Annotated in this window: 26 protein-coding genes and 1 tRNA gene; 8 read left to right on the forward strand and 19 right to left on the reverse strand. The window is 71.7% G+C overall.

Annotated elements, in window-relative coordinates:
* Positions 1 to 19 precede the first annotated feature (19 nt).
* On the reverse strand, positions 20 to 1,675 hold the full coding sequence (gene cdgB, locus IH25_RS0120410) for a diguanylate cyclase CdgB (protein WP_030612203.1): 1,656 nt from the start codon (positions 1,673 to 1,675) through the stop codon (positions 20 to 22).
* A gap of 449 nt (positions 1,676 to 2,124) precedes the next feature.
* On the opposite strand from cdgB, the gene IH25_RS0120415 reads away from it, so the two are divergent.
* Both IH25_RS0120415 and IH25_RS0120420 read left to right on the forward strand, forming a co-directional pair.
* Positions 2,125 to 2,616 carry a flavin reductase family protein gene (locus IH25_RS0120415; RefSeq protein ID WP_363850490.1) on the forward strand — a complete coding sequence of 164 codons (492 nt, stop codon included), beginning with the start codon at positions 2,125 to 2,127 and terminating at the stop codon, positions 2,614 to 2,616.
* 50 nt (positions 2,617 to 2,666) lie between these two features.
* Entirely contained in the window at positions 2,667 to 3,125 is a 459-nt protein-coding gene (locus IH25_RS0120420) for a GNAT family N-acetyltransferase (protein ID WP_030612208.1), read from the forward strand.
* Positions 3,126 to 3,406: 281 nt separating this feature from the next.
* Here IH25_RS0120420 and IH25_RS0120430 read toward each other — a convergent pair whose 3' ends face one another.
* Positions 3,407 to 4,249 (reverse strand): sigma-70 family RNA polymerase sigma factor, encoded by an 843-nt coding sequence (locus IH25_RS0120430; RefSeq protein WP_030612212.1) that lies wholly within the window; start codon positions 4,247 to 4,249, stop codon positions 3,407 to 3,409.
* Positions 4,250 to 4,337: 88 nt separating this feature from the next.
* Complete coding sequence (gene arfB / locus IH25_RS0120435; RefSeq protein ID WP_030612215.1) at positions 4,338 to 4,775, reverse strand: alternative ribosome rescue aminoacyl-tRNA hydrolase ArfB; 438 nt, start codon at positions 4,773 to 4,775, stop codon at positions 4,338 to 4,340.
* Between the two features lie 216 nt (positions 4,776 to 4,991).
* Here arfB and IH25_RS0120440 point away from each other — a divergent pair, with 216 nt between their 5' ends.
* Positions 4,992 to 5,567 carry a TerD family protein gene (locus IH25_RS0120440; RefSeq protein WP_030612221.1) on the forward strand — a complete coding sequence of 192 codons (576 nt, stop codon included), beginning with the start codon at positions 4,992 to 4,994 and terminating at the stop codon, positions 5,565 to 5,567.
* 67 nt (positions 5,568 to 5,634) lie between these two features.
* Here the strand turns inward: IH25_RS0120440 and IH25_RS0120445 are convergent, their stop codons facing one another.
* Positions 5,635 to 6,135, reverse strand: a complete 501-nt coding sequence (locus IH25_RS0120445; protein WP_030612224.1) for a hypothetical protein — start codon at positions 6,133 to 6,135, stop codon at positions 5,635 to 5,637.
* Positions 6,136 to 6,253: 118 nt separating this feature from the next.
* Here IH25_RS0120445 and IH25_RS0120450 point away from each other — a divergent pair, with 118 nt between their 5' ends.
* Complete coding sequence (locus IH25_RS0120450) at positions 6,254 to 7,645, forward strand: M1 family metallopeptidase (protein WP_030612226.1); 1,392 nt, start codon at positions 6,254 to 6,256, stop codon at positions 7,643 to 7,645.
* Positions 7,646 to 7,666: 21 nt separating this feature from the next.
* Here IH25_RS0120450 and IH25_RS0120455 read toward each other — a convergent pair whose 3' ends face one another.
* The 3 genes from IH25_RS0120455 to IH25_RS0120465 form a co-directional block, all read right to left on the reverse strand.
* Positions 7,667 to 8,359 carry a pentapeptide repeat-containing protein gene (locus IH25_RS0120455; protein ID WP_030612229.1) on the reverse strand — a complete coding sequence of 231 codons (693 nt, stop codon included), beginning with the start codon at positions 8,357 to 8,359 and terminating at the stop codon, positions 7,667 to 7,669.
* 67 nt (positions 8,360 to 8,426) lie between these two features.
* Positions 8,427 to 9,833, reverse strand: a complete 1,407-nt coding sequence (locus IH25_RS0120460) for an NAD(P)/FAD-dependent oxidoreductase (protein WP_030612231.1) — start codon at positions 9,831 to 9,833, stop codon at positions 8,427 to 8,429.
* Between the two features lie 10 nt (positions 9,834 to 9,843).
* Entirely contained in the window at positions 9,844 to 10,497 is a 654-nt protein-coding gene (locus tag IH25_RS0120465; RefSeq protein WP_030612234.1) for a rhomboid-like protein, read from the reverse strand.
* Between IH25_RS0120465 and IH25_RS0120470 the strand changes: the two genes are divergently transcribed.
* Positions 10,496 to 11,407 (forward strand): aminoglycoside phosphotransferase family protein, encoded by a 912-nt coding sequence (locus IH25_RS0120470; protein ID WP_037655318.1) that lies wholly within the window; start codon positions 10,496 to 10,498, stop codon positions 11,405 to 11,407. The genes IH25_RS0120465 and IH25_RS0120470 overlap by 2 nt on opposite strands.
* Positions 11,408 to 11,482: 75 nt before the next feature.
* Here the strand turns inward: IH25_RS0120470 and IH25_RS37640 are convergent, their stop codons facing one another.
* The 8 genes from IH25_RS37640 to IH25_RS0120510 form a co-directional block, all read right to left on the reverse strand.
* Entirely contained in the window at positions 11,483 to 11,662 is a 180-nt protein-coding gene (locus IH25_RS37640; RefSeq protein WP_157846995.1) for a hypothetical protein, read from the reverse strand.
* A gap of 10 nt (positions 11,663 to 11,672) precedes the next feature.
* Positions 11,673 to 12,356 (reverse strand): DUF5994 family protein, encoded by a 684-nt coding sequence (locus IH25_RS0120480; RefSeq protein ID WP_030612240.1) that lies wholly within the window; start codon positions 12,354 to 12,356, stop codon positions 11,673 to 11,675.
* Positions 12,357 to 12,463: 107 nt separating this feature from the next.
* A complete protein-coding gene (locus IH25_RS0120485) occupies positions 12,464 to 13,681 on the reverse strand; it encodes an HTTM domain-containing protein (protein ID WP_051754060.1) in 1,218 nt (405 codons plus the stop codon).
* On the reverse strand, positions 13,671 to 14,363 hold the full coding sequence (locus IH25_RS0120490; protein WP_245172842.1) for a DUF5819 family protein: 693 nt from the start codon (positions 14,361 to 14,363) through the stop codon (positions 13,671 to 13,673). The genes IH25_RS0120485 and IH25_RS0120490 overlap by 11 nt, the downstream gene beginning before the upstream one ends.
* 158 nt (positions 14,364 to 14,521) lie before the next feature.
* The gene (locus IH25_RS0120495; protein ID WP_030612252.1) at positions 14,522 to 15,769 is read right to left on the reverse strand and encodes an ice-binding family protein; all 1,248 of its coding nucleotides are present in this window, start codon (positions 15,767 to 15,769) and stop codon (positions 14,522 to 14,524) included.
* Between the two features lie 344 nt (positions 15,770 to 16,113).
* Positions 16,114 to 17,190, reverse strand: a complete 1,077-nt coding sequence (locus tag IH25_RS0120500) for a fatty acid desaturase family protein (protein ID WP_030612255.1) — start codon at positions 17,188 to 17,190, stop codon at positions 16,114 to 16,116.
* A 273-nt stretch (positions 17,191 to 17,463) separates the two neighbouring features.
* Positions 17,464 to 17,757: a CsbD family protein gene (locus IH25_RS43220; protein ID WP_037655322.1), complete on the reverse strand. Its 294-nt coding sequence runs from the start codon at positions 17,755 to 17,757 to the stop codon at positions 17,464 to 17,466.
* A 476-nt stretch (positions 17,758 to 18,233) separates the two neighbouring features.
* A tRNA-Thr gene (locus IH25_RS0120510) sits at positions 18,234 to 18,307 on the reverse strand.
* A 207-nt stretch (positions 18,308 to 18,514) separates the two neighbouring features.
* Here IH25_RS0120510 and IH25_RS0120515 point away from each other — a divergent pair.
* The 3 genes from IH25_RS0120515 (at position 18,515) to IH25_RS0120525 (ending at position 21,146) form a co-directional block, all read left to right on the forward strand.
* Positions 18,515 to 19,651: an ABC transporter ATP-binding protein gene (locus IH25_RS0120515; protein WP_030612258.1), complete on the forward strand. Its 1,137-nt coding sequence runs from the start codon at positions 18,515 to 18,517 to the stop codon at positions 19,649 to 19,651.
* A gap of 179 nt (positions 19,652 to 19,830) precedes the next feature.
* Positions 19,831 to 20,292 carry a hypothetical protein gene (locus IH25_RS0120520; protein ID WP_030612262.1) on the forward strand — a complete coding sequence of 154 codons (462 nt, stop codon included), beginning with the start codon at positions 19,831 to 19,833 and terminating at the stop codon, positions 20,290 to 20,292.
* 122 nt (positions 20,293 to 20,414) lie between these two features.
* Positions 20,415 to 21,146, forward strand: coding sequence for a nucleotidyltransferase family protein (locus IH25_RS0120525; RefSeq protein ID WP_030612265.1), 732 nt, complete (start codon positions 20,415 to 20,417; stop codon positions 21,144 to 21,146).
* Positions 21,147 to 21,225: 79 nt separating this feature from the next.
* On the opposite strand, the gene IH25_RS0120530 is transcribed toward IH25_RS0120525, so the two are convergent.
* From IH25_RS0120530 to IH25_RS0120545, 4 genes are all read right to left on the reverse strand, one after another.
* Entirely contained in the window at positions 21,226 to 22,929 is a 1,704-nt protein-coding gene (locus tag IH25_RS0120530) for a DoxX family protein (RefSeq protein ID WP_030612268.1), read from the reverse strand.
* Between the two features lie 149 nt (positions 22,930 to 23,078).
* Positions 23,079 to 24,017, reverse strand: coding sequence for a 23S rRNA (guanosine(2251)-2'-O)-methyltransferase RlmB (gene rlmB, locus IH25_RS0120535; protein WP_030612270.1), 939 nt, complete (start codon positions 24,015 to 24,017; stop codon positions 23,079 to 23,081).
* An 87-nt stretch (positions 24,018 to 24,104) separates the two neighbouring features.
* Positions 24,105 to 25,508, reverse strand: coding sequence for a cysteine--tRNA ligase (gene cysS / locus IH25_RS0120540; RefSeq protein WP_030612272.1), 1,404 nt, complete (start codon positions 25,506 to 25,508; stop codon positions 24,105 to 24,107).
* 58 nt (positions 25,509 to 25,566) lie between these two features.
* A complete protein-coding gene (locus IH25_RS0120545; RefSeq protein ID WP_030612274.1) occupies positions 25,567 to 25,971 on the reverse strand; it encodes a PPOX class F420-dependent oxidoreductase in 405 nt (134 codons plus the stop codon).
* Positions 25,972 to 25,989 lie beyond the last annotated feature (18 nt).

The raw sequence follows: 25,989 nt of genomic DNA on the forward strand, positions 1-25,989 counted from the left end.
CAGCCCGCTGACCTGCGGTTCATCCCGCGCGGCGATGCTGTTTGGGACGAGATCGTTTCTCTACGTACATCCGCTCGTCGGCGGACTTCAGCACCTCGTCCGCCGTCATGCCGCAGTGCGCCCACCCGATGCCGAAGCTCGCGCCCACCCGGACGGACCGGCCCTCGGCCCGGATCGGCTGGATGATCTCGTTGCGCAGCCGTACGGCGAGGTCCTGGGCGTCGGCCCGGCCGAGGCCGTCGGCGAGGATCACGAACTCGTCGCCGCCGAGCCGGGCCACCGTGTCCCCGTCCCGGACGCCGTTGCTCAGCCGCCGGGCGACCTCGATGAGGACCGCGTCGCCCGCGTTGTGCCCGAACCGGTCGTTGATCGACTTGAAGCCGTCGAGGTCGCAGAAGAGGACCGCGAGCCCCTTGGCGCCGTCGTCCCGGCCGTCCTCGGGGGCGACCGTGTGCACATGGTGGTCGTAGGCGTCGTACGCCTCGGCGCCCGGCGCGAAGTCGAAGCCGTGGCCGGCCGGGATGTCGTAGGCGGGGTGGCCGTAGGCCGCGTCCAGGGAGTCCGGGGCGCCGGCGTGGGCGGGGCGCCGGCACAGCCGGGCCGCCAGGCGCGAGCGCAGCTCGGCGGAGTTCGGCAGACCGGTCAGCGAGTCGTGCGAGGCGCGGTGCGCGAGCTGGAGTTCGCGCCGCTTGCGCTCCTCTATGTCCTCCACGTGGGTGAGCAGGAAGCGCGGCCCGTCGGCGGCGTCCGCGACCACGCTGTTGCGCAGCGACACCCAGACGTAGCTGCCGTCGCGGCGGCCCAGGCGGAGCTCGGCGCGTCCGCCCTCGGCGGAGGTGCGCAGCAGGGTGCCGATGTCCTCGGGGTGGACGAGGTCGGCGAAGGAGTAGCGGCGCATCGCGGACGCGGGGCGGCCGAGCAGCCGGCACAGCGCGTCGTTGGTGCGCAGGATGCGGCCGTGCTGGTCGCCGCCCATCTCGGCGATGGCCATGCCGGAGGGGGCGTATTCGAACGCCTGCCTGAAGGACTCCTCGCTGGCGCGCAGGGCCTGCTGCTCGCGCTCCAGCCGGACCAGGGCGCGCTGCATGTTGGAGCGCAGCCGGGCGTTGCTGATCGCGATGGCGGCCTGGAAGGCGTACATCTGGAGGGCCTCGCGGCCCCAGGCACCGGGACGGCGGCCGTTGCGCGGCCGGTCGACGGATATGACGCCGAGCAGTTCACCGGAGGAGCCGCCCTGGGCACCGGGGGTGTACATGGGCGCGAAGAGCCGGTCGGAGGGGTGCCACTCGTCCTCGAAGCGCGGCTCGGGGCCGTCGGTGAACCACTGGGGGACGTCGTCGTCGTCCAGGACCCAGCCCTCGGTGTGCGGTATGAAGATCAGGTCGCCCCAGCGTTCGCCCATGCTCAGCCGCCGCTCCCAGGACGCGCGGGAGCCGACCCGGCCGGTGATCAGGGCCTCGGCGGCGGGGTTGCCGGAGAAGGCGGCGACCACCAGGTCGCCGTCGGGGCGGACGAGGTTGACGGCCGCCATCTCGTAGCCGAGGGCGCTGACGGCGCCGTCGGCGACGGTCTGCAGTGTGTCCGCCAGGCTGCGTGCCGTGTTCATGTCGGCCATGACCTGGTGCAGCTGTCGCAGGGACGCAAGACGGACATACGGCTCCGACTCGGTCTCCATGCTCGCCCTCCCCCCGAGACCTCGCAGCGAATCAAGGGATGCCTTCGGCGCTTCTCCCGCGTTGTCAGCGGCGGCTCTTCGTCATGCTGTGCGCGTTGTCCTTGCGGCTCCCCGCCACTGAATCACAGCGCGCTGCCCACTCGGTACACAGGGTCAACAATTCCCGCCTCTTGTGACTCAAGTCACAAGGAAACGTGAACAATTGAGTGCTGTTTCTGCGTTTGCCCCGTGCGACTTGCGAAGACACACGGTGCGCGCCCGTTCACATCATGCACGCGACGAGCGCGCCGCTGGTCCTCGCGACCTAGGACCCGGCTCGGGCCAGGGCCCGATGCCCGCCGCACCGGGCGAAGACTAGCGTTTGCGGTGTGCTGAAGACTCCCTCCACCGCCACCCCCCTGCCTTCCGGGCATGCTGAGGGGGTGAGCAACGACGAGTTCCGGGCCGCGATGTCCCGGCTGGCCGCGGGCGTGGTCCTGGTGACCGCGCAGGAACCGCCGCTGGACCCGGACGACCCCCTGGCGCCGGGGGTGGAGGACGTCGGCATGACCGCCACCGCGTTCCTGTCGGTCTCCCTCGACCCGCCGCTGGTCATGGTCAGCCTGCGCGAGGGCGCCCGCATGGACGACCTGCTCGCCGAGCAGCCGCTGTGGGCGGTGTCGGTCCTCGCCGAGAGCCAGCGGCACATCGCGGGCCGCTTCGCCATGAAGGGCCGGATCAGCGACCGGCTGCTCTTCGAGGACATCCCCTACCGCCGTGGCGAGGTCACCGGCGCCCCGCTGGTCGGCGGCGCGCTGGCCACCCTGGAGTGCCGCACCGAGCAGCGGGTGGCCGCCGGGGACCACACCCTGGTCATCGGCCGCGTCCTCACCGCGCGCGTGCCCAGCGCCGAGGGCGGCCCGCTGCTGTACTTCCGCGGCCGCTACCGCCAGCTGGGCTGAGCCGGGAAATTCCGTGGCCGAGGCGGGGCCGGCGTGCCTACGGTGCGCCGATGACACCTCGCCTGGAAGTGGTGACCCCACGGAACTTCGAGACCGCCGTCGCCCTGCGCGTCCGCCCCGACCAGGAGCACGCCGTCGCACCGGTGGTGCGCTCGCTCGCCGAGGCGTACGTCCACCCGGACGGCGTCGCCTGGCCCCGGCTGATCACCGACGACGGCCGGGCGGTCGGCTTCGTGATGGCCTACTTCGGCATCGACTGGCACGGCGACGGTAGCCTGTACCGCTCCGGGCTGTGGCGGCTGAACATCGCGGCCGGCGAACAGGGCCGGGGCTACGGCCGGTTCGCTGTGGACGCGGTGGCCACCGAGATCCGCCGCCGCGGCGGCACCCACCTGTACGCCGACTGGCACCCCGGCCCGCACGGCCCCGGCGACTTCTACGCCCGCCTGGGCTTCCGCCCGACCGGGGAGACCGACGGGGACCAGGTGGTGGGGGTACTGGAGCTGTGAGCGGGGGGGGGCCGGTCCGTTCACGGCCGGGGAAACATGACCTGGCCGGCCTCGGCTGGAGGAAATCGGGCCCGGCCGGCTCGGCTGCGCGGGGCTTCCGCCGGAACCGGCCCGCGCCGCGCCACGTCCCCGACTGGCCGGGCCTCGCCGAGCCGGACCCCCATCCGACCCGGCCCCGGCCGGTGCAGGCCCTCGCCGAGCCGCACCCGACCTGGGCCGGTCCCGGCGGGATGGGCCATCGCCGAGCCGCGCCTCCACCACGAACCGGCCCCCCCCGGGGGCTACACCTCCTCCACCGTCAGCTCCGCCAGGCGGGACGGGTCGGTGACGATGTCGATCTCCGTGATGCGGTCGGCGGCGAAGGCGAAGGCCAGGACCCGCGTCACCTGGCCGTCGGCGAACACGGCCAGGCCGGTGACGCCGTCGATCAGCGCCGGACGCGCGACCCGCGCCAGGTGGGCGAAGCTCACCGCGCCCGCGGCGACCCCGGCCGCACCGCTGTTCACACCGGACTCCGTGCGGGCCTCCACGTCCGGGTCGAGCACCGCGAGCAGCCCCTCGAAGTCACCGTCCCGGGCGGCGGCCAGGAAGGCGTCCACCACCCTCCGCTGCCGCGCCAGATCGGCCTCCGGCGCCTCGGCCCCCCGCACCCGGCGCCGGGCCCGGCTGGCGAGCTGCCGCGCCGAGGCCGGGGTGCGCCCGAGGACGCCGGCGATCTCCTCGAACGGCACGCCGAACATGTCGTGCAGCACGAACGCCAGCCGCTCGGCCGGCGAGAGGGTGTCCAGGACGACCAGCAGGGCGAGCCCCACGGAGTCGGCGAGCAGGGCGCGCTGCGCGGGGTCCGGTTCCTCGGACGGCGCCGGCAGCCGGCTCTCCAGCGGCTCCTCGCCCCGGGTACGGCGCGAGCGCAGCATGTCGAGGCAGACCCGGCCGACCACGGTCGTCAGCCAGCCGCCGAGGTTGGTCACCTCCCCCGTGCCGGACCGGCTCAGCCGGACCCACGCCTCCTGCACGGCGTCCTCGGCCTCGGCGGCGGAGCCGAGCATCCGGTAGGCGACGGCCCGCAGATGCCCGCGGTACGCCTCGAACCGCTCGGCGAGAAAGTCGTTGTCGGTGGTCATGGCGGTTCCGGCCTCTTCCGTCGTCGTCCTCGGCGCTGTCACCACTTCCGACGACGGAACGGCCGCGGATGTGACAGCGGCCCGCCCGCTACCCCCACTCGCGGCCCGACCGGCCCCGCTTCGTCTCCGAGCGCTGCTTCTTCTCGCGCAGTCGGCGTTCGTTGATGCCGCGCGGGATGCGGGTGGGCTTGCGGGGCTTGGGCGGGGGCGCGGTGGCCTCCGCGAGGAGCGCGGCGAGGCGTACGGCGGCGGCCTCCCGGTTGCGCCACTGCGAGCGGTGCTCGGAGGCCCGTACGGTCACCACCCCGTCCACGAGGCGGCCGGCCAGCCGGTGCAGCGCCCGCTCCTTCCACACGGGCGGCAGCGCCTCGGTGCGCGCGAGGTCGAAGCGCAGCTCCACCTGTGAGTCGCTGGTGTTGACGTGCTGTCCGCCGGGCCCTGACGACCTGGAGAAACGCCACATCAGCTCGGCCTCGGGCAGCGAGACCGAACCACGGATGAGATAGGGCCCGGACATGCCCTCCATGTTCCCGGCCCGGCCCGGCGCACGTCACCTGGATTTCCGGCCCCCGGTCCGCCCCTTACGGAACGCCCTGACCCGGGCTCGGTAAAAAAGGTAAAGCCATCCGGAACCGAGGGGACCCCCCGCGTCGTTGTCCGGGTGACGGTAGCTTCGTCGGCAAGCTTCGTCGGCACAGATGTGCACGGATGTGCACGGGTATCCAAGGAAGGGACTCCCAACATGGCTGTAAGCCTGTCCAAGGGTGGCAACGTCTCGCTCACCAAGGAGGCTCCGGGCCTGACCGCCGTCACCGTGGGCCTCGGCTGGGACGTCCGCACCACCACCGGCACGGACTTCGACCTGGACGCCTCCGCCATCGCGGTGAACACGCAGGGCAAGGTCTACTCGGACGCCCACTTCGTGTTCTTCAACAACAAGCAGACCCCGGACAACTCGATCGTCCACACGGGCGACAACCGCACGGGCGAGGGCGCCGGCGACGACGAGGCGATCAACGTCGACCTGGCCGCGCTCCCGGCCGACATCGACAAGATCGTCTTCCCGGTGTCCATCTACGACGCCGAGAACCGCGGCCAGAACTTCGGCCAGGTCCGCAACGCCTACATCCGCATCGTCAACCAGGCCGGCGGCGCCGAGATCGCCCGCTACGACCTGTCCGAGGACGCGGCCACCGAGACGGCCATGGTCTTCGGCGAGCTGTACCGCAACGGCGCGGAGTGGAAGTTCCGCGCGGTCGGCCAGGGCTACGCCTCGGGCCTGGTCGGCATCGCCCAGGACTTCGGCGTCAACGTCTGACGACACCGCCGTACGCGACGGACCCCCGGGCCCCGGCCCGGGGGTCCGCCCTGTCGCCGGGCCGGCCCTACGGCACCCTCGGGAAACGGGCCTGGAGGGTCCAGATCGCCGGGTTCTCCGCCAGGTCTTCGTGCAGGTCGGTGAGGTCCGCCAGCAGGTCGTGCAGGAAGTCCCGGGCCTCCCGGCGCAGTTCGGCGTGGGAGAAGGAGAGCGGGGGCTCCTCGGCCGGGGACCAGTCCGAGGTGATGTCGACCCAGCCGAAGCGGCGCTCGAACAGCATCCGGTCGGTGGACTCGGTGAAGTCCAGCTCCGCCCGCTGCGGCCGGGCGGCCCGGGAGCCCATCGGGTCCCGGTCCAGTTGCTCGACGATGTCGCACAGCGCCCACGCGAAGTCCAGCACCGGCACCCATCCCCAGGCTGTGGACAGCTCCCGGTCGGTCTCGGTGTCCGCGAGATAGACGTCCCCGCAGAACAGGTCGTGCCGCAGGGCGTGCGTGTCCGCGCGCCGGTAGTCGGTCTGCGGCGGGTCCGGGAACCGGTTGGAGAGGGCATAGCCGATGTCGAGCACGGGGAGATGGTGTCACGCCGGCCGGCCCGGGATCCTCAGCGGTAGCAGCCGAGCCTCCGACGGTCCGCCCGCGGTGCGCCCCGCCCGCCGTACGGCCCGTCCGCCTAAGATCGCTGACATGTCCAGATCGGTACGCCTTGTCCCGGCCGTCGCGGCACTGCTGGCCCTCGCCCTGACCGGCACCGCGTGCGACGGCGGTGTCCGGGGCGCCCCGGGCGGCTCCGGCGTGGGCGACCCGTACTTTCCGAAGGCCGGCAACGGCGGCTACGACGTCGCGCACTACAGCCTCGCCCTGGACTACACCCCGGCCACCCGGCGGCTCACCGGCACCGCGGTCATCACCGCCCGGGCCACCCGCGACCTGTCCGCGTTCGATCTCGACCTCGCCGGACTGCACGTCGAGTCGGTCGACGTGGAGGGCGAGAAGGCCCGCTGGAACCGCACCGGGCAGGAACTCACCGTCCGCCCGCACACCGACCTCAGCAAGGGCGAGACCTTCCGCGCGACCGTCCGCTACTCGGGCACCCCGCGCACCCTCACCGACCCCGACGGCTCGAAGGAGGGCTGGCTGCCCACCGCCGACGGCGCCCTCGCGCTCGGTGAACCCGTCGGCTCCATGGCCTGGTTCCCCGGCAATCACCACCCTTCCGACAAGGCGACCTACGACATCGCGGTCACCGTCCCCACGGCCTTCAAGGCCGTCTCGAACGGCGAGCAGACGGACCGGACCACGAAGGGCGGCCGTACGACCTACCGCTGGCAGTCGGCCCAGCCCATGGCGAGCTATCTCGCCACCGTCGCCGTCGGCCGCTTCGACGTCGCCCGCACCACGGGCCCGCACGGCCTGCCGATCGTCACCGCCGTCGACCCCGGCCAGGCCGCGGCGAGCGCCGGCGTGCTCGCGCGGATCCCGGAGATCCTGGACTGGGCGGAGACCAACTTCGGCCCGTACCCCTTCTCCTCCGCCGGCGCGATCGTGGACCGCCCGGGCGACGCCGGTTACGCCCTGGAGACCCAGAGCCGCCCCGTCTTCCCCGGCCCGCCCGACGTCTCCACCCTGGTGCACGAACTCGTCCACCAGTGGTACGGCGACTCGGTCGGTCCCGCGTCCTGGCGGGACATGTGGCTCAACGAGGGCTTCGCGACCTACGCGGAGTGGCTCTACGACGAGGACCACGACGGGCCCACCGCCCAGGAGACCTTCACCAGCTTCTACGAGGACGGCCCCGACGACCTCTGGGCCTTCCCGCCGGCCCGGCCGACGAGCGCCGCGCACCTCTCCGACGCGCCCGTCTACCAGCGCGGCGCGATGGTCGTGCACAAGATCCGCCAGGCCGTCGGCGACGACGCCTTCTACGACATCGTCCAGGGCTGGGCCGCCGCCCACCGCCACGGCACCGCCGACACCGCCGACTTCGTCCGTTACGTGGAGAGGAAGGCCCCGGGCAAGGACTTCCGCACCCTCTGGAAGGACTGGCTGTACGGGGACGGCAAGCCCGCCCACCCCTGAGGCCCGCCCGGCCGCCGTGGCTCAGTCCGTCACCCGTATGCCCAGCTCGGCCGCCAGCAGCGGGGCCAGGTCCAGCAGTTGGCCCGTCCCGATCACCGCGCCGGACAGGCGGTCCAGGCCCCGGGCGATCTCCAGCGGCGCGGCGCCGCGCAGATCGACGTCCACCAGCGTCGCGTTGCCGAAGTCGGTCCCTCTCAGGGCGCAGTCGGTGAACTCCACCCGCTCCAGCCGCGCCCCCGCGAAGTCCGGCTCGACCAGCACGCAGGACTCGAACACGACGTCCTTCAGCCGGGCCTCGCGCAGATTCAGGAAGTCGATCTTCCCGCCCCGGACCACGACCCGCTCCAGCACCGCCCCGTGCATCTGGGTGCCGCCCAGCCGCGCGTCGACCAGCTCGACATCGCGGAACGTGGCCTCCGCGAGCCCGGTGCCGATCCCGCGCAGGCCGGTCAGGACCGAGTCCAGCACCCGGGCTCTGCCCAGCGCCGTCTCGTCCAGGACGCAGCCCGTCAGCGCGCAGTCCATGAACCGGGCACCCCGCGCGTCCTGCCCGGCCAGGTCCAGCGCCCGGAACTCCAGCCCGTCGTAGTCCCCGTCGGGCTCCAGTGCGCCGCCGTCCCAGGGATCCAGGGCCGGCAGCCGCGGCTCCGGCCGCCGTGCGCTCCGTACCGCCGTCCGGCCCCCGGGCCGGCCCTCCGTCGCTCGCCTCACCATGCCCCCATGCTGCACCCCGCCACTGACAATCCGCCTGAGCTGCGAAAAGGCCGGAATGTCAGATGCGTCAGTGGTGGCCCGCCACCCGGTCCGCCAGGCGGGCCAGCCGGGAGGACCGGGTGTCCGGGTAGCGGCGTTCGCGCCGGTCGGCCGCGCGGTAGGTGGCGTACATGCCCTGCACGCCCAGCCAGCGCAAGGGTTCCGGCTCCCACTTGCGGACCCGGTGGCCCACCCAGGGCAGCTCCGTCAGCTCGGTCCGTCCGCCCTGGCCGGAGTCCTGCCGGACCAGGTCGCGCAGGGTGCGGGCGGCCAGGTTGGCGGTGGCGACGCCGGAGCCGACGTAGCCGCCCGCCCAGCCGAGGCCGGTGGAGCGGTCCAGCGTGACGGTGGCGCACCAGTCGCGCGGCACGCCGAGTACCCCCGACCAGGCGTGCTCGATCCGCACGCCCGCCAGGGACGGGAAGAAGCGGGTCAGGATGTCGCGCAGCGCCGCGATGGTCGCCTCCTGCGTGCGGCCGTCGTTGTCGGTGCGCGAGCCGAAGCGGTACGGCACCCCGCGCCCGCCGAGCGCGATCCGGCCGTCGGCCGTGCGCTGCGCGTACATGTAGGCGTGCGCCAGGTCGCCGAGGGTCTCGCGGCCCGCCCAGCCGATCGCCGCCCACTGCTCCCCGGTCAGCGGCTCGGTCGCGATCATCGAGGAGTTCATCGGCAGCCAGGTCCGCCGCTGGCCCTTGAGGGCGGCGGTGAAGCCCTCGGTGCAGCGCAGGACGTAGGGCGCGCGGACCGTGCCGTAGGGGGTGACCGCGTGCTTCGGGCGGATCTCCGTCACCGGTGTCGACTCGTGGATGGTCACCCCGAGCGCCTCCACGGCCGCCGCGAGCCCCTTGACCAGCTTCACCGGGTGCAGCCGGGCACCGTGCGGGGTCCAGGTGGAGCCGACCGCGTCCGCGACCCGGATCCGCTCGGCGGTCCGGCGGGCGCCGTACAGCTCCCGGTCCGTCTCGCCGTAGGCCAGCTCCTGCGCGTGGAACGCCTTCAGCCGCGCCAACTGCGCCGGGGTGGTGGCCACTTCCAGGACACCGCCCTGCTCGATGTCGGCGTCGATGCCCTCGGCGCGGGCGACCGCGACCACCTCGGCGACCGTGTCGTTCATCGCCTTCTGCAGCCGTACGGCGGCCTCGTGGCCGTGCAGCCGGGCGTACCGGTCCCGGCCCGCGATGCCGTTGTACAGCCAGCCGCCGTTGCGGCCGGAGGCGCCGTAGCCGCAGAACTTCTGCTCCAGCACGGTGATCCGCAGGAAGGGCGCCGCCTTTTTCAGGTAGTACGCCGTCCACAGGCCGGTGTACCCGCCGCCGACGATGACGACGTCCGCGGACGCGTCCCCGGTCAGCGGCTCGCGCACCGCCGGAAGCCCGTCGTCCGCGTACCAGAACGAGACGCCGCCGTTGACGGCACTGCTTGCCGAGCTGTTCATGGCCGGGACGTTAACCCCTGGGCCGGGCCGGTGTCTCCTTCGGATTCCATGCTTTTCCCCGCCCCCTGACCAGCGGATGGCAGGCCAGACCACTCAGCGCCGCGAGGAGGTGGCCGACGTCCGTGACGGTAGGGCCGGCGGCCAGCGGCAGCGCGAACACGGCGAGCACCGCCGCCAGATACCCGTACCGCCAGGGCACCGCGATCCGGTAGCCGAGCACCGCGATCACCCCGGCCAGCGCGTAACTGACCCCGATGTCCAGGGTGTCGACGGCCGTGAGCGGGGCGCGGCCCGTGCGGATCGCCACCAGCAGCAGGGCCTCGCTCGCCAGCGACGCGAGCACATGGGTCAGCGCGCACACCGCCAGCCAGCGGGCCGTGCCCAGCCAGCGCTCGGCCGGCGCGTGGAACACCGTGTACAGGAAGGCGTACGGCAGCCAGTGCCCGCTCTCGATCCATATCGCGCTCGCCACCAGCACCCGCACGGGGTCGCGCGACAGCTCGTGCAGGTTCGTCGAGCGGTGCCGCAGGAAGTTCTCCTCGAACTCGGGCGGCATGGAGTGCAGCACGACGGTCGTGACGAAGAGGACCGCCAGCCACACATGGGTGCCGGGAGCACCGCGGAGGTACGCCCGCACCCCGCTCAGGCCCCGGTTAATTCGCATGAACCGATTGACGCACGCCGGTATCGTCCCGGTCGTGATCGACATCCCCGGGGAACTGGCCGAGACACAGGAGAGGTACAACGGGGCGGCGGGCAAGGCGTTCATCGCCGCGCTGCCGGACCTCGCGGCCGAGTTCCTGGACCGCTGGGGGCTACGGCTCGACGGGCCCTCGATGAACGGCGTCAGCGCCCTGGTGCTGCCGGTGGTCCGCGCCGACGGCGTCCGCGCGGTCCTCAAGCTCCAACTGCTCGACGAGGAGAGCGAGGGCGAGCCGGTCGCGCTGCGCGCCTGGGACGGCGACGGGGCCGTACGCCTCCTCGACCACGACCCGGACACCGGCACCATGCTCCTGGAGCGCCTGGACGAGAGGCGGATGCTGGCCCACCTCGCCGACACCCGCGAGGCGGTCCTGGTCATCGCCCGGCTGCTGGCCCATCTGACGTCCTTCCCGGCCCCGCCCGGACTGCGCCGCCTCGGCGACATCACCGCGCGCATGCTGGAGCGGACCCCCCGGGCGCTGGACCGCATCCCCGACCCCGCGGCCCGCCGGATCGTCGCCGACTGCGCCGCCGCCGTCCGCGAGGTCGCCGGTGAGCCCGGTGACCGGCTGCTGCACTGGGACCTGCACGACGAGAACGTACTGGCCGCCGAGCGCGCCGACTGGCTCGCCATCGACCCCAAGCCGCTGGCCGGCGACCCCGGCTTCGAGCTGTGGCCCGCCCTGGACAACCGGTTCGAGGCGGCCGAGGTCCGCTGGCGCTTCGACGCGATGACCGACGTCCTCGGCCTGGACCGGGCCCGGGCCCGCGCCTGGACGTACGGCCGGCTGCTGCAGAACGCCCTGTGGGACGTGGAGGACGGCCGCCCCATCGAACCCCGCCAGCTGGAGATCGCCCGCCTGCTGGCATGAAAAGGCCCGGGTGGGAACGGATCCCACCCGGGCTCACCGGAGCCCCCTGTCGGATTCGAATCGACGACCTTCGCTTTACAGGTCCGGTTCCACCGGGGGCCGTGGCGTGCCGCGGCCGCGGTGACCGGACAGGCGGGCGGCGCTGTACCGGTACACGGCGATGGTGCCGGCGTGCCGGATGTCGAACCGGTGGATCAGACACGCCGCCGCTGCGATGAGGACCAGTAAGGCAGCGGCTGCCGGAAAGGTGTCCACGGCGGCCACCTCACATACCGATGATCAGTCGGCTGGCCCGGCGGGAAACGGGTGCGGACGCCCTGGAACCGCCTTCGTGCTCCCGTGCCCCGTCCGGGTTCGGTGGCTGGTCGGCCGCCAAGGCGCCGTGCCGTGCCTCTTCCGCGGCGATGAGCGCGCTCGCCGTCAGCGCCGGGCTGTCGTAGTCGGACGCCGCAGCCATCAACCGGGCCGCCGGCTCCGCCCCGGCCCCGGGCGGGACGACCAAGAGATCCCAGCGGCCGGTGCCGTAGGAGAGCAGCAGTAGCTTGTGCGGGTCGATCTCCGGGGTGAACCAGCCGACCTTGACGGTGTGGCCGTTCACGGGAACCTCGCGGGGGATGACCGGCCAGTGCTCCGGGTTGACGGCGATGCGGGTGATGCGGCCCCACAAGGAGTCCAACGCATCGGTGAGCGCCGGCAGTTCGCTCAGCAGATCCCGGGACCGGGGCCACCAGGCTCCGTCCAGGAGTCCCCGGGAGATACCGTCGGCCTTCAGTGCGAGACGCGCGGCCGGGGCCGCTGCGGGCTCGCGGTGCGACAGGGGTGGAAGCAAGGTCGCCGACATGATGCGGACCCGTCTCCGGGCCGCTTCTACGGCGGCCCGGGTTTCATCTTTCGCCGAGAACGACCCGGCGTGACAGCCGGTGTGCGGAATGCCCTCGGTACTGTCCACACTACTCCGCGCTCCGCCGCGGCGCGGAGTAGTGCCCGCATGGATGTGGAGTACCGGCACGTTCACGAGCTGGGCGGTGGTTGCTACTCAGCGGGTCCACGCGGCTTCTACCGGGTCCCCGTCGGGCCGGACGGTGCCTGCCCACCGCGACCGCTTGCCGGGCGGGACACCGGCCTGTACTCCTCCGGACCGTCCGGGTGACCGCCCTGCACGGGGACACATCCGAGCCCCGTTCCCTGCCTCGGCGTCCGCACGCCGCCTCGCCTGGTACCGCGCCGAAGGAGGTGGGGCAGAAACGCGTAGAAGCGGTCGGGAAGGAACACGGCGTCCGCGATGAGCATCGCGCCCGAGAAGAGGGGCAGGCCCAGGAGCACCGCGATGCCCGCATGCATGCTCAGCAGCATGACGAGAACGGGGTACTTGAGCCTGCCGAACAGTACGAAGGGGAAGGCGACCTGGGTGAGAACGGTCAGGTAGCCGACGGCCGCGATCACGATCGGGTACTGGTCCATGGCGTGGGACAGCGTGGGCCAGGGCTGGAAGAGTTCGAGGTTCAGCACGTAGTGAAGCGCGGTGCCGTCACCCCAGAACGAGCCCTGGACCTTGTACAGACCGGCCGATCCGTACAGGAAGCAGACCTGTGCCGCGATCACGAAGACGCCGCAGTTGTGCACCACAGTGACCACCGTCCGGCGGGCCGCACGCAGTTCCCGCGCGACAAGGCTCCGCGCCCGCACTGGCACGCCGCCCGCACGCGTCGTCTTGATCCGCTCTCTGCGCGCGTCCAGGGACCAGCGCCGACCGCACGCGGTGAGCACGAGGTACAAGGCCATCAGCAGGATCAGGTTGTCGCCCCCGTCCGTCATGAAGATCGCTCTCGCATGGAACGACGTCACCACGACGGCGAACAGGACGGACATGGCACGGGTCCGCCAGCCCAGCATGAACAACGCGGACGTCATGACAGCCAGTGCGTAGCACAGTTCGAAGTAGGCACGGCTGTCCGACAGGATCAGGACGCTGTACCAGCCCGTCTGGTCGAAGAGCTGTGCCGCCAGCGTGGGTGTCCACGGGGAGCCGGGACCCCAGATCTCGTGCCGGTGCGGGAACTCACGCAGGAGAAAGACCAGATAGAGCGACCCGTAACCGATACGCAGGACCGACGTGGCGTACAAGGACACCGGGCGGCTGGTGAGAACGTTCCAGAAGGCATCGGCCCGTGCGCGGAGCGGACGGCGGACTGTACCGGGAGGCCGTGCCCCGCCCACCGATCCGCCCTGTGCGACCGTCGTGGCAGGGAGCTCGCGGGCCTGCTCATTTCCCATGGACGGTCACCTTCCACCAGGGCAGCAGCCGGTTCTCGACCGGCGTCGGCGGCCGGTTGACGACCCTCGCCCCGGGCGCGGCGACGGGCCGCGTGACGACCCGGAGCTGAATGAAGTCGAATCTGCGGCCCTTGTCGTGGCCGGTGACACGGTCCACGGCGACGTTGCTCAGATACGTCTGCATCATCGCGGCCCGTTCCGAGCGTGCCGTGTCGTCCGCGCCGTGTGTGTCGACGTAGGAGGACCAGGCACGGCGCAGGAGGTTCTGAGCCGTGTGGCTCGGAAACACGTGGTGCTTGACCGCGGCCCGGTCCACGGCGGTCAGGTCGAGCCATGGGCTCACCCGCATCGACCCGTCCGGGGCGGTGCGCGCGGTTCTCGCCAGGATCTGCCGGTTGAAGGAGTCGGGATTGGGGGCGAAGAGCCGCCAGTTCTGTTCGAAGAGGGGGTACACCCATGCGTTGATCTGCTGGCCGTACCGCCGTGAGAAGGAATTGGAGGGAGCCACGGCAAGGAAGACGACGGCGACATGGACCAGAGCCACCACCAGACACAGGCCCACGGCACTGTGCAGCCCGGTTCTCAGCACGCGGGGGCCGATGGCCATGGTGGCGGGCGGGTCCGCGTCGTCATGACCCTCCCCCGAGAGCGGTCCGGAGCCGGACTGCTCACGTTTCCTCACACCCGCTGATCCAATTCCGCTCGACAACGTCCACCCTGCCTTCTGATCTGTCGCTGTCCGGCGCCTGGGATCGCGTGACTCGCGCCGGCGGTGCGCGACGGAACCGAGGTCCCGCCGCGCACCGTCATCCGAGGAAGGAACCTCGCGCGGTCTGTCGCCTAGTCCTCGTGGCTCTTGCGGCCCTCGGATCCGTCGGAGTCCTCGTGGCCCTTGGAGTCCCCCCCGTAGTCCATGTAGTCCTCGATCTTCGGCTTGCTGCCGTAGCCGTAGCCGTTGTGCGCGTCCGGCTTCTCGCCATGGCCGTGGCCCGGTTTGCCCTGGTGGGAGGCGCCACCATGGCCCGGTCCGCCCGGCGCGCCGCCGTGCCCGCCACCGGCGGTGTTGCCCGCGGTGTTCCCGGTGGTGACGTTGTTGCCGGCGGTGTTGCCCGCGGTGTTTCCGGCGGTGCTGCCCGCGGTGAGGGTGCCCCCGGTGACGAGGGGACCGCCCAGGAGGCCCCCACCGGTCGCGCCGAGGATGGTGCCGCTTGTCAGTCCACCCGTGCTGGTCCCACTGGTGGTGCCGGTCGTGGTGCCGGTCGTGGTTCCGCCGGTCGTGGTGCCGGTGGTCGTTCCGGTCGTGGTGCCGGTGGTCGTTCCGGTCGTGGTTCCGCCGGTGGTGCCGGTCGAGCAGGAACCGAGGAAGATCCGGTTCGTGTCGAGCGTCACGGCACCATTGCGGGCCAGCGCCCGGCCCTCGATGTTCGTGCCCGTGGTCACGTGGATGTCCGTCAGGGCCATGATGGTGCCGACGAAGGTGGAATTGGTGCCTAGTGTGGCCGAACTCCCGATCTGCCAGTACACGTTGCAGGGCGAGGCGCCGTTCGTCAGGAGCACCCGGCTGGAGGACGCCGTCGTCAGGGCCTCCGGAATCTGGAACACCCAGACGGAATTCGGGTTGCCCCCGGCGTCAAGGATCAGATCACCGGTGAGCCCGACACCGGAGGAAGCGGTGTAGACGCCCGGGAGCAGGGTGGTCCCGTTGCCGATTCCCGCCGCGAGCGCGAAGTCCGTGGCCTGGCCCGCCGCGTTGTTGTACGCGGTGACCAGGTCGGACTTGGCTTGAAGCGCCACGGCGTCAGCGGCGTGCACCGCACCGAGCACCTCACCGGGGGGGAACCCGGTGATGGCCGGGTTCGGGTGCGTCCCGAGGTCGTGGCTGATCACCGTGGGGCCGGTGTTGGTGACTCCCGCGCCCGCCAGAACGGAGAAGCTCGCCGCGGTGGCCAGCGGTACGGGGGTGGCAATGGCGACTGCTTGAACGGGCGACAGGACGACCATCGTGGCCGCGACCGTTGCGGCGAGGGCCGAGGCGAGCAAACCCGGCAAGGTACGGCGGCGGCCCATTTCAGGGATCTTCAGCTTCATCAAGAGGCCATTCTGTGAGGGTCATGGCGTACCGGGCCATAACCAAACGCCCGGAGATACCGATCTGGTGGCGCATATTACGGAGGAATCTTCCAGAGGTCATTGCAAGCGATGACGATTTGCAATTTCCCGACTCTGAACCCCCGAATGCAGGGCAATAATCAGGGGATGCAAAATTCCGATTATCCGGCACATTCACCTGGATGCGCGGATCGGGTCGCTCCTGCCTGCCCTGCGGTTCTCCGGTACGCAGGGGCCGGAGGCCGGCAACCGAGCCGGTCTCGGCGATCAGGTCAGCGCCTCCGGCCCCTCATCGGTCTCGACACCCTGCGCACACCTCATGGCTACCGGTCATTTCCTCCGGCCCTGTCGCGTCCCCGGGCGGGAACACGGGCCTGCCGGAGCGGTGCTCCGGCCTGATGGAGGCTGGAGAGGGCCAGTCGGTAGGAGGTGATCAGCCCGGTTTCCACGTAGTCCACGCCCAGGTTCTCGCAGTAGCGCCGGACGATGGTCCGGGCCTTGCGCAGGTTGGGGCTGGGCATGCTGGGGAACAGGTGGTGCTCGATCTGATGGTTCAGCCCGCCCAGCGCGATGTCGGTGAACCAGCCGCCGCGCACGTTGCGTGAGGTGAGCACCTGACGGCGCAGGAAGTCCGGGCGGTCTTCGCCCGTCAGGATCGGCATGCCCTTGTGGTTGGGAGCGAAGACGGAGCCGAGATAGACGCCGAACAGGCCCTGGTGGACTGCGAGGAAGGCGATCGCCATACCGGGCGGCAGCAGCCAGAGCAGGACGGTCACGTAGACCGCGAAGTGCGCGAACAGCAGGGCGCCGTCGAGCGTTCGGTGTTTGAGTGAGCGGTTGGCCAGCGCCTTCACGCTCGACACGTGCAGGTTGAAAGCCTCCAGCGTGAGGAGCGGAAAGAACAGGAACGCCTGCCAGCGGCCGATCAGACGAGGGAGCCCCTTGGCGGCCCGTGCCTGGTCCTGGGACCAGACCAGCAGGTCGGGGTCGAGGTCGGGGTCGAGTTCCTCGTGATTGGGGTTGGCGTGATGGCGGGTGTGCTTGTCCTGCCACCACCCGTAGCCCATCCCGATACCGGCACCGGCGATCCGTCCGCATACCTCGCTGCCCCTGCGTCGGCGGAACACCTGGCGGTGGGCTGCGTCATGAGCGAGTAGGGCGACCTGGCCGAAGACAAGGGCCAGGAAGGCGGCGGCCGCAAGCGACCACCAACTGCCGCCTGTGAGCGCGACGGCGGCCCACCCGCCGACGTAGAACACGGCCACCACTGTGATCCGCGCCGCGTAGTAGCCGGGACGGCGTTCCAGCAGGCCGGCCTCGGCGATCTTTCTCGACAACCGGGCGTAGTCGCTGCCGGACGTCTCCGAGAGAGGCGGGCGGACCGTGGTGTGTCTGGTCATGATCGTGAAACTCTCTCCGAAGGAGGCAAACGGCTCGGCACCGGAGGCGGACACCGCCGGGGGCAACGAATTCCGGGACTTGTCCGGACACGTTTGCGAGCGAAAGGGGCCCGGAAAGAGTCAGCGTCGGAGGAGGCGCAAGAGACGACCGTGGCCGTTCTCGCGATGTTTCTTCTCATCATCGGGGCGATTACCTGCGGGCCGGGTGGTGGCCGCGGTTCCGCCTGCGCCGAGGGCGCCCCTCGGTGTTGTCCTGGAGGGTTTACGGGGTGGTCAGTGTTTGAAGGCGTCCTTGATCTTTTGTCCGGCTTGTTTGAGGTTGCCCTTGACCTGGTCTCCACGGCCCTCCGCCTGCAGGCGCCGACTGCCGGTGGCACGGCCGGTTGTCTTCTTGGCGCCGCCCTTCATCGCTTCGGCTCTGTGTGCGATTTTTTTCCCGATACTCATGGTGGCCGCCTTGGGCGCATTGTCTCGTGGGATGTGACGGGAGCACTGCCCGGCGGGCCGGTGCGCAATCACGCGTGCGGTCTGCTCGACGACCGCCATCCGGGGCCGGAGGTAGATCACCGTTGGGTGGGTTCCCCCGCGCTTCCGCGTTCTCCGCGCGGGGAAACTCGCGTAGGGACGAAGACCTCGCGGCCCTTCCTGGTGGAGGCCGTGTCGCGAGGATCTGCCTGCTCCCACAGTAGAACCACGCCGTCCACAAGGCCACGGGGACCGAGACGCAGGGTGCGGGTGCGGAGTCTTCCCCGCGCGTGCCGGAGTCGCAGCAGGATGGACGGGACCGCCGGCTCCCGGACGCCGGCCGGACAGCATGGGGACTGGAGCAGCGGGGACTTCGCCGTCCACATCCGTGGCGGGCGTTCGTGCCACTGGGGACGGTCCACCGGGCCCGGCCCGCCACCGCCGTCGTCCAGGCCGGCCGGGACCTGGTGACGCGGTCGCACACGCACCGCTCACGCAAACGGCCCCGGACGCGGAGTCCGAGGGCCGAGTGAAGCGCCTCCCTGGGAAGAAACCACAGGTCAACACGGCGTTCGAAGAGCCCCCTGTCGGATTCGAACCGACGACCTTCGCTTTACAAGAGCGGCGCTCTGACCAGCTGAGCTAAGGAGGCACGCACCTGGGTGCTCGTGCAGTGTACCCAGGTCTGGCGGTGGGCCTGTCGAAAATTTCCGCGAAGTTCACCGGGGCCCAGGTACTGACAGGGCCGGTGATCGCCAGGTAGCGTCTCGGTCCAGTTCACCCCGGTGGACTACACCAACCACCTTCCTACAACGGATCGTCCGGCACGTTCCTGCCGGTAGAAGGGGGCCCATTCACCATGGCCACAGTCACGTTCGACAAGGCGACCCGGATCTACCCGGGTTCCGACAAGCCCGCCGTCGACGCACTCGACATCGCGATCGAGGACGGCGAGTTCCTCGTCCTGGTCGGCCCGTCCGGTTGCGGCAAGTCCACCTCCCTGCGGATGCTCGCGGGCCTGGAGGACGTCAACGGCGGCGCCATCCGCATCGGTGACCGCGACGTCACGCACCTGCCGCCCAAGGACCGGGACATCGCCATGGTGTTCCAGAACTACGCCCTCTACCCGCACATGACGGTCGCCGACAACATGGGCTTCGCGCTCAAGATCGCCGGCGTGCCGAAGGCGGAGATCCGGCAGAAGGTCGAGGAGGCCGCGAAGATCCTCGACCTGTCCCAGTACCTGGACCGCAAGCCGAAGGCGCTCTCCGGCGGTCAGCGCCAGCGTGTCGCCATGGGCCGCGCGATCGTGCGCGAGCCCCAGGTCTTCCTCATGGACGAGCCGCTGTCCAACCTGGACGCCAAGCTCCGCGTCTCCACCCGTACGCAGATCGCCTCGCTCCAGCGCCGGCTCGGCATCACCACCGTCTACGTCACCCACGACCAGGTCGAGGCCATGACGATGGGCGACCGGGTGGCGGTCCTCAAGGACGGTCTGCTCCAGCAGGTCGACTCGCCGCGGAACATGTACGACAAGCCCGCGAACCTCTTCGTCGCCGGCTTCATCGGCTCCCCCGCCATGAACCTGGTCGAGGTCCCGATCACCGACGGCGGCGTGAAGTTCGGCAACAGCGTCGTCCCGGTCAACCGGGAGGCCCTGAAGACCGCCGCCGACAGGGGCGACCGCACGGTCACCGTCGGCGTCCGCCCCGAGCACTTCGACGTGGTCGAGCTCAACGGCGGCGCCGCCGCGTCCCTGTCGAAGGACACCGCCGACGCCCCGGCCGGCCTCGCCGTCTCGGTCAACGTCGTCGAGGAGCTCGGCGCCGACGGCTATGTGTACGGCTCCGCCGAGGTCGGCGGCGAGGTCAAGGACCTGGTCGTCCGCGTCAACGGCCGGCAGATCCCGGAGAAGGGCTCCACGCTGCACGTCGTGCCGCGGCCGGGCGAGATCCACGTGTTCTCCACGTCCACCGGCGAGCGGCTGACCGACTGACCGCCCACGGCACCGGGAAGGGCCCCGCACGCTCGGCGTGCGGGGCCCTTCCCGTGGGGCGGCCCGGCGGTCCCCGGCGGGTGGCCCGTCAACCCGTTACCCGGAAATCCCCGCCTTCTCATCCCCCGAAGGGGTGACGCAGTGTCTTCTTGTCATTACCGGGCGCTACCCTCACACGCGTGAAGCACTCCACCACCCCACAGACGCGACGCGGCCACCGGGGCGGTCCTGCCCGCCGGATCGGCCGCACTCTCGCCCTCGTCCTGCCCGTCTTCATGGTGCTCTCGGGGACCCTCGCGGTCACCCGGGTCAACTGGACGGGCAGCCCCGCCGACTCGGTGCTGGCCGCCTCCGACGTGACGTCGGCGGCCGTCCCCGCCCGGACGGCCGCCCGCGCGCCCGAGGACGTGCTCCGCGAGCAGCTCATGAGCGAACTCCAGGACAAGGACCCGGGCGCGGTGCTCACCCACCTCCAGCGGGCCGTCAACGGACGCCCCTCGCTCGCCCGGCACTGCTCCTCCATCGCCCGCGCCCTCGGCACGGCCGCGGTGCGCATCTACGGCGCCTCGCGCGCCCAGTCCTACGCCCGCCCCGTGTGCGACACGTCCTTCGCCACGGGCGTCCTGGCCGCGCACAGCTGACCCGCACCCCCGCGCGTACGCACGCGCATCACCAGACGTACCCGACCGACCCGACCGGCGGCGGCACCGCGTGGACCGTTGCCGCCGCCACACCGCGCCGGGGCGCCACGTACAGTGCCGTCATGACCCATCCGAGCGCCGCGTCGCGCCCCACTCAAGCCGTGGTCCTGGCCGGTGGCCAGGGCTCGCGGCTTCGTCCGTACACCGACGACCGGCCCAAGCCGATGGTCGAGATCCCCGGCACGGGCACGCCGATCATCGGCCACCAGCTCACCTGGCTCGCCGAGGAGGGTGTCACGGACGTGGTCGTCTCCTGCGGCCACCTCGCCGACGTCCTGCAGAAGTGGCTGGACTCGGCCGACCTGCCCGTCTCGGTCACCACCGTCGTGGAGAGCGAGCCCCTCGGCCGCGGCGGCGGCCTGCGGTACGCCGCCGCGCATCTGCCCCATCCCGACCGGCCCTGGTACGCCACCAACGGTGACATCTGGACCCGGTTCTCGCTGCGGGACATGGCCGACTTCCACACCGAGCGGGACGCCGTCGCCACCCTCGCGCTGGCCCGGCCGCGCATTCCCTGGGGCGCGGTGCAGACCGACGGGTTCGGGCACATCACCGACTTCATCGAGGCGCCGCCGTCCACCTTCGAGATCAACGCGGGCGTGTACGTGTTCTCCCCCGAGTTCGCCGCGCTGCTGCCCGAGCGCGGGGACCACGAGCGCACGACGTTCCCCCGCCTGGCCCGGGAGCACAAGCTGGCCGGGTTCCCGATCCCGCAGGGCGCGTACTGGCGGGCCATCGACACGGCGAAGGACCTGACCGAAGCGGCCAAGGAGCTGGCGGCGCTGAGCCGGTAGCCCCGTACGGCGAACCGATGGCCCATACGGCGAAGGGGCCCTGTACCGGGGAGGTACGGGGCCCCTTCGGCGTCTTTCGTCAGCCCAGCAGGCCGCCCACCAGGCCCGGCTGGCCGGTGGCCGTGCTGCCGCTGCCGCTGCCGCCGTCCGACGTGCTGCCGGTGGTGCCGCCGGTCGACGTCGTGCCGCCGGTGCTCGTCGTACCGCCCGTGCTGGTCGGGCCCGCCGTGGTGCTGGGGACGCCGCCCGTCGGCGCGGACCGGCGGGGCGGGACCTGGCCCGTGGTGCCCGTGGTCTGGGTCGGGGCCGCGGTGGTGGCGCCGGCGGTGGCGCGGCCGGTGCCGGGCGGAGTCGCCGCTCCGGACGGGCTGGTGCCGGCCGTGGCGCCCTTGGTCGGCGCGGCGGAGGGTGACGCGGTCTTCTTGTGCCGCTTGCCGGGTTCCTGCGGGAGCGGGGAGCCGGGCAGGTGGTTGCGGGGTGCCTCGCCGGGGCCGGGGACGACGACGCGCCCGGAGTCGCGGACCGCGCCGCCCAGCAGGGAGCCGATCAGCAGGGTCAGGCCGACGGTGACGGCCGTGATCAGCGCGCCCCGCCGCAGCACGTAGCGGCGCAGCTCCCAGATGTCGGAGCGCGGGCCGAGCCGTCGCCAGGCACCGCCCGCGAGCCGGCCGTCCACCGAGTACACGGGGGCGCCGGCGATGACCAGCGGGGACCAGGCGGCGAGGTAGATGATGTCCGGGGCGTCGTAGGCCGGGACCGTCTTCCAGCTGACGGTGACGATCAGGGCGGCCGAGAGCAGCGCGCCGACGACCGCGGCCACGCGCTGCCAGCAGCCCAGGATGGTCAGGACGCCGACGACGACCTGGAGGAAGGCGATGACCAGGCCGGAGCCGACCGGGTGCTGGAGGGCGAACTGGCGCAGCGGCTCGGCCACGTCCCACGGGTGCAGGGTGTTGAGCCACTTCACCATGGAGCCGCGCTCGCCGCCGTCGAAGTAGACGGGGTCGCACAGCTTGCCCATGCCGGCGTAGATGGAGATGAAGCCCAGGAAGATCCGCAGTGGGAGCAGGACCACGCCCAGGTTCATCCGGCGGCCGGGGTAGTAGGCGTGCCGGGACGGGTCGTCGCTCCGGCTGCGGGCGGGACGCGGGTCGTCGCCGTCCTCGTCGTAGTCGTAGCCGGCGTCCGCCGGGTACGCCTCGTACGGGCCGGTGTCGGCCTCGTCGCCGGCCGGGGTGTCGTAGGCGCCGGTGACCGTGCGCATGTGCGGCAGCAGACGGGTGGCGCCGGCGGCGTCGGGAGCGGTGCGCTGGTGGCCCACGACCGGGGTCTCGACGGTCTGGTCGAGTTCGGTGTAGGTGTCGGCGTAGCCGGTCTGGACGCGCGGGATGACCTGGGTGGCGCCGGCCTCGGGCTCGTCGGCGTGGCGGACGCTGCTGCCCCGCACGGCCTGGAGGAGCCGGTGGGCGCCGGTGTCGTCGGGGGCCGACCGGCCGCTCCAGACGACGGGGCGGCGGCGGCCGGAGGCGTCGGCCGGCCGGCCCGCCGGGCCCAGGACCGGCTTGCGGGCGGCCCCCTGGCCGGTGGCGTGCAGATGCCGGGTGATCCGGGGGGACTGGGTGCCCTTCGCCGACGCGCCCAACTGCACGCGGAAGCTGGCGTGATTGACGATGACCTGCGCCGGATCGCTCGGCACCTTCACCATGCTCAGCGCGGGAGCGTCGTCGAAACCCGACGAGCGGTCCCCCGTGGGTGTGCGGGGTGTTCTGGTGTCCACACTCATCTAACCGAGTGACGTGGTGTTAGGACACTGCTTTGACCGCCCGGATGTGTCCGGACCCCGTCAAAGCCGTGCCCACCGCCGTACGGCCACCCGAATCACCCCGCGAGGGTGAGGCCCCGGACGGGTGTTCAGCCCGTCCGGGCCGTCGGTCAGCGCCTGCGCGCGGCCTCGTACAGCACGATCCCGGCCGCCACGCCCGCGTTGAGCGACTCCGCGCCACCCGGCATCGGGATGCGCACCCGGACGTCGCAGGTCTCGCCGACCAGGCGGGACAGACCCTTGCCCTCGCTGCCGACCACGATGGCCACCGGGCCCGCGAGGGCGTCCAGTTCGCCGAGTTCGACCTCGCCGTCCGCGGCCAGGCCGACCACCGTGAGGCCGGCCTTCTTGTAGGCCTCCAGGGTCCGGGTGAGGTTGGTGGCCCGGGCGACCGGCGTCCGCGCCGCCGCACCGGCGGAGGTCTTCCAGGCGCCCGCGGTCATGCCGGCCGAGCGGCGCTCGGGGACGATCACACCGTGGCCGCCGAAGGCGGAGACTGAGCGGACGACCGCGCCGAGGTTGCGCGGGTCGGTGACCCCGTCCAGGGCGACGACCAGCGGGTCCTCGCCCTCCTCGGCGGCGGCGTCGAGCAGGTCCTCGGGGTGCGCGTACTCGTACGGCGGGACCTGGAGGACGAGGCCCTGGTGGTTGAGGCCGTTGGTCATGCGGTCCAGCTCGGGGCGCGGGGCCTCCATGAGGTTGATGCCGCCGCGCTCGGCGGCGAGCTGGAGGGCCTCGCGGACGCGCTCGTCGTTGTCGATGAACTGCTGGACGTAGAGCGTGGAGGCGGGGACGCCCTCGCGGAGCGCCTCCACCACCGGGTTGCGGCCGACGACCAGTTCGGAGGTCGACCGGCCGGCGCCCCGGCGCTGCGGCGTGCGGCTCTGCGCGCGGCGGGCCTTGGCCGCGGCGACGCGCTGCTTGGCGTGTCCCTTGCGCATCTCGGCGGGCGGGGTCGGGCCCTTTCCTTCCAGGCCCCGGCGCCGCTTGCCGCCGCTGCCGACCTGCGCGCCCTTCTTGCCGGACATGCGGCGGTTGTTCGCGGCCATGAGTTACCTGTCTCCGTGAGGCGTCGTACGTACGTCTTATGCAGTGTGCCGCCCGGAGGGCCGGGCGGCACAGTCGATCAGTCGCGGTCAGCGCGCGCCGAGGCTCCAGCGCGGGCCCTGCGGGCTGTCCTCGATGACCAGCCCGGACTCCTTGAGCTGGTCGCGGATGGCGTCGGCGGTGGCCCAGTCCTTGCGGGCGCGGGCGGACTCGCGCTGGTCGAGGACCAGGCGGACGAGGCTGTCGACCACGCCCTGGAGGTCCTCGCCCCGGTCGCCGCCCTCGCCGGCCCAGTGGGCGTCGAGCGGGTCGAGTCCGAGGACGCCGAGCATGGCCCGCACCTCGGCGAGCCGGGCGACGGCGGCGTCCTTGTCGTCGGCGGCGAGGGCGCTGTTGCCCTGCCGGACGGTGGTGTGCACGACGGCGAGGGCCTGCGGGACGCCCAGGTCGTCGTCCATCGCCTCGGCGAAGGCGGGCGGGACCTCGGCGGCCGGTTCCACGGTCTTGCCGGCCAGCTCGGTGACCCGCTGGACGAAGCCCTCGATCCGCGCGAACGCGGACTCGGCCTCGCGCAGGGACTCCTCGCTGTACTCGATCATCGAGCGGTAGTGCGGGGTGCCCAGGTAGTAGCGCAGCACGATCGGGCGCCACTGCTTGACCATCTCGCTGACCAGGACGCTGTTGCCGAGCGACTTGGACATCTTGTCGCCGGCCATGGTCACCCAGGCGTTGTGCACCCAGTACCGGGCGAACTCGTCGCCGTAGGCCTTGGCCTGGGCGATCTCGTTCTCGTGGTGCGGGAAGATCAGGTCCAGGCCGCCGCCGTGGATGTCGAAGGCGCTGCCCAGGTACTTGTGGGCCATCGCCGAGCACTCCAGGTGCCAGCCGGGGCGGCCCGGCCCCCACGGGGTCGGCCAGCTCGGCTCGCCGGGCTTGGCCGCCTTCCACAGGGCGAAGTCGCGCGGGTCCCGCTTGCCGGTCTCGCCCTCGCCGGACGGCTGGAGCAGGTTGTCCAGCTCCTGCCGGGACAGCTCCAGGTACTGGGGGAAGGAGCGGACGTCGAAGTAGACGTTGCCGTCGGCCGCGTAGGCGTGCCCGCGGTCGATGAGGCCCCGCATCATCTCGGTCATCTCGGTGATGTGACCGGTGGCGCGGGGCTCGTAGGTCGGCGGGAGGCAGCCGAGGGCGGTGTAGCCCTCGTTGAACGCGCGCTCGTTCTCGTACCCGATCGACCACCAGGGCCGGTGCTGCTCGTGGCTCTTGGTGATGATCTTGTCGTCGATGTCGGTGACGTTGCGGATGAACGTCACCTCGTAGCCGCGGTAGGCGAACCAGCGGCGCATGATGTCGAAGTTGAGGCCCGAGCGGATGTGGCCGATATGGGGGGCCGCCTGCACGGTGGCGCCACACAGGTAGATCGAGACACAGCCCGGCTTGAGCGGGGTGAAGTCACGGATCTGCCGGGCGCTGGTGTCGTACAGGCGAATAGTCACCACTCCAGAGTAGTGGGCGCGAGAGAGTGCCTCACGCCCTTCTCCGCGATGCGGGATCTCAGAGGCGGCCGACGACCTTCCGTGGCCGGATCCGTACGACGACCCGCTGGGCGTCGTCCTTCGACGCCGGGTTGAAGTCCGCGTAGTCCTTGCCGGTGTACTTGCGGCTGAGTTCGTCGATGAGCTCCGGGCCGCCCTCGGTCGTGATCTCGGCGGTGCCGCGGATCTCGGCGTACGTGTACGGCGCGTCGAAGGGCTGCAGCAGGACCGTGACGCGGGGGTCGCGGCGCAGGTTCCGCTCCTTCTGACGGCCGACCGTCGTGGAGAAGAGGATGTCGTCGCCGTCCCGCGCCACCCACACGGGGGAAAGCTGCGGGCTGCCGTCGGGCTGGATGGTGGCGACGGTGACGAACACCGGGGTGTCGAGCAGGGACTTGAGCTCGTCGGACAGTGCGGCGGACATGGGTACCCTCCGGAGTCC

Source organism: Streptomyces achromogenes subsp. achromogenes (genome assembly GCF_000720835.1).
In the GTDB taxonomy this organism is placed as follows: Bacteria; Actinomycetota; Actinomycetes; order Streptomycetales; family Streptomycetaceae; genus Streptomyces; species Streptomyces achromogenes.

Bases quoted from the DNA above. Each gene is read 5' to 3' on its own strand.
- cdgB (WP_030612203.1), bottom strand. From the start codon at position 1,675: ATGGAGACCGAGTCGGAGCCGTATGTCCGTCTTGCGTCCCTGCGACAG.
- IH25_RS0120415 (WP_363850490.1), top strand. From the start codon at position 2,125: ATGTCCCGGCTGGCCGCGGGCGTGGTCCTGGTGACCGCGCAGGAACCG.
- IH25_RS0120420 (WP_030612208.1), top strand. From the start codon at position 2,667: ATGACACCTCGCCTGGAAGTGGTGACCCCACGGAACTTCGAGACCGCC.
- IH25_RS0120430 (WP_030612212.1), bottom strand. From the start codon at position 4,249: ATGACCACCGACAACGACTTTCTCGCCGAGCGGTTCGAGGCGTACCGC.
- arfB (WP_030612215.1), bottom strand. From the start codon at position 4,775: ATGGAGGGCATGTCCGGGCCCTATCTCATCCGTGGTTCGGTCTCGCTG.
- IH25_RS0120440 (WP_030612221.1), top strand. From the start codon at position 4,992: ATGGCTGTAAGCCTGTCCAAGGGTGGCAACGTCTCGCTCACCAAGGAG.
- IH25_RS0120450 (WP_030612226.1), top strand. From the start codon at position 6,254: ATGTCCAGATCGGTACGCCTTGTCCCGGCCGTCGCGGCACTGCTGGCC.
- IH25_RS0120455 (WP_030612229.1), bottom strand. From the start codon at position 8,359: ATGGTGAGGCGAGCGACGGAGGGCCGGCCCGGGGGCCGGACGGCGGTA.
- IH25_RS0120460 (WP_030612231.1), bottom strand. From the start codon at position 9,833: ATGAACAGCTCGGCAAGCAGTGCCGTCAACGGCGGCGTCTCGTTCTGG.
- IH25_RS0120470 (WP_037655318.1), top strand. From the start codon at position 10,496: ATGAACCGATTGACGCACGCCGGTATCGTCCCGGTCGTGATCGACATC.
- IH25_RS0120465 (WP_030612234.1), bottom strand. From the start codon at position 10,497: ATGCGAATTAACCGGGGCCTGAGCGGGGTGCGGGCGTACCTCCGCGGT.
- IH25_RS0120485 (WP_051754060.1), bottom strand. From the start codon at position 13,681: ATGGGAAATGAGCAGGCCCGCGAGCTCCCTGCCACGACGGTCGCACAG.
- IH25_RS0120495 (WP_030612252.1), bottom strand. From the start codon at position 15,769: ATGAAGCTGAAGATCCCTGAAATGGGCCGCCGCCGTACCTTGCCGGGT.
- IH25_RS0120500 (WP_030612255.1), bottom strand. From the start codon at position 17,190: ATGACCAGACACACCACGGTCCGCCCGCCTCTCTCGGAGACGTCCGGC.
- IH25_RS0120515 (WP_030612258.1), top strand. From the start codon at position 18,515: ATGGCCACAGTCACGTTCGACAAGGCGACCCGGATCTACCCGGGTTCC.
- IH25_RS0120525 (WP_030612265.1), top strand. From the start codon at position 20,415: ATGACCCATCCGAGCGCCGCGTCGCGCCCCACTCAAGCCGTGGTCCTG.
- IH25_RS0120530 (WP_030612268.1), bottom strand. From the start codon at position 22,929: ATGAGTGTGGACACCAGAACACCCCGCACACCCACGGGGGACCGCTCG.
- rlmB (WP_030612270.1), bottom strand. From the start codon at position 24,017: ATGGCCGCGAACAACCGCCGCATGTCCGGCAAGAAGGGCGCGCAGGTC.
- IH25_RS0120545 (WP_030612274.1), bottom strand. From the start codon at position 25,971: ATGTCCGCCGCACTGTCCGACGAGCTCAAGTCCCTGCTCGACACCCCG.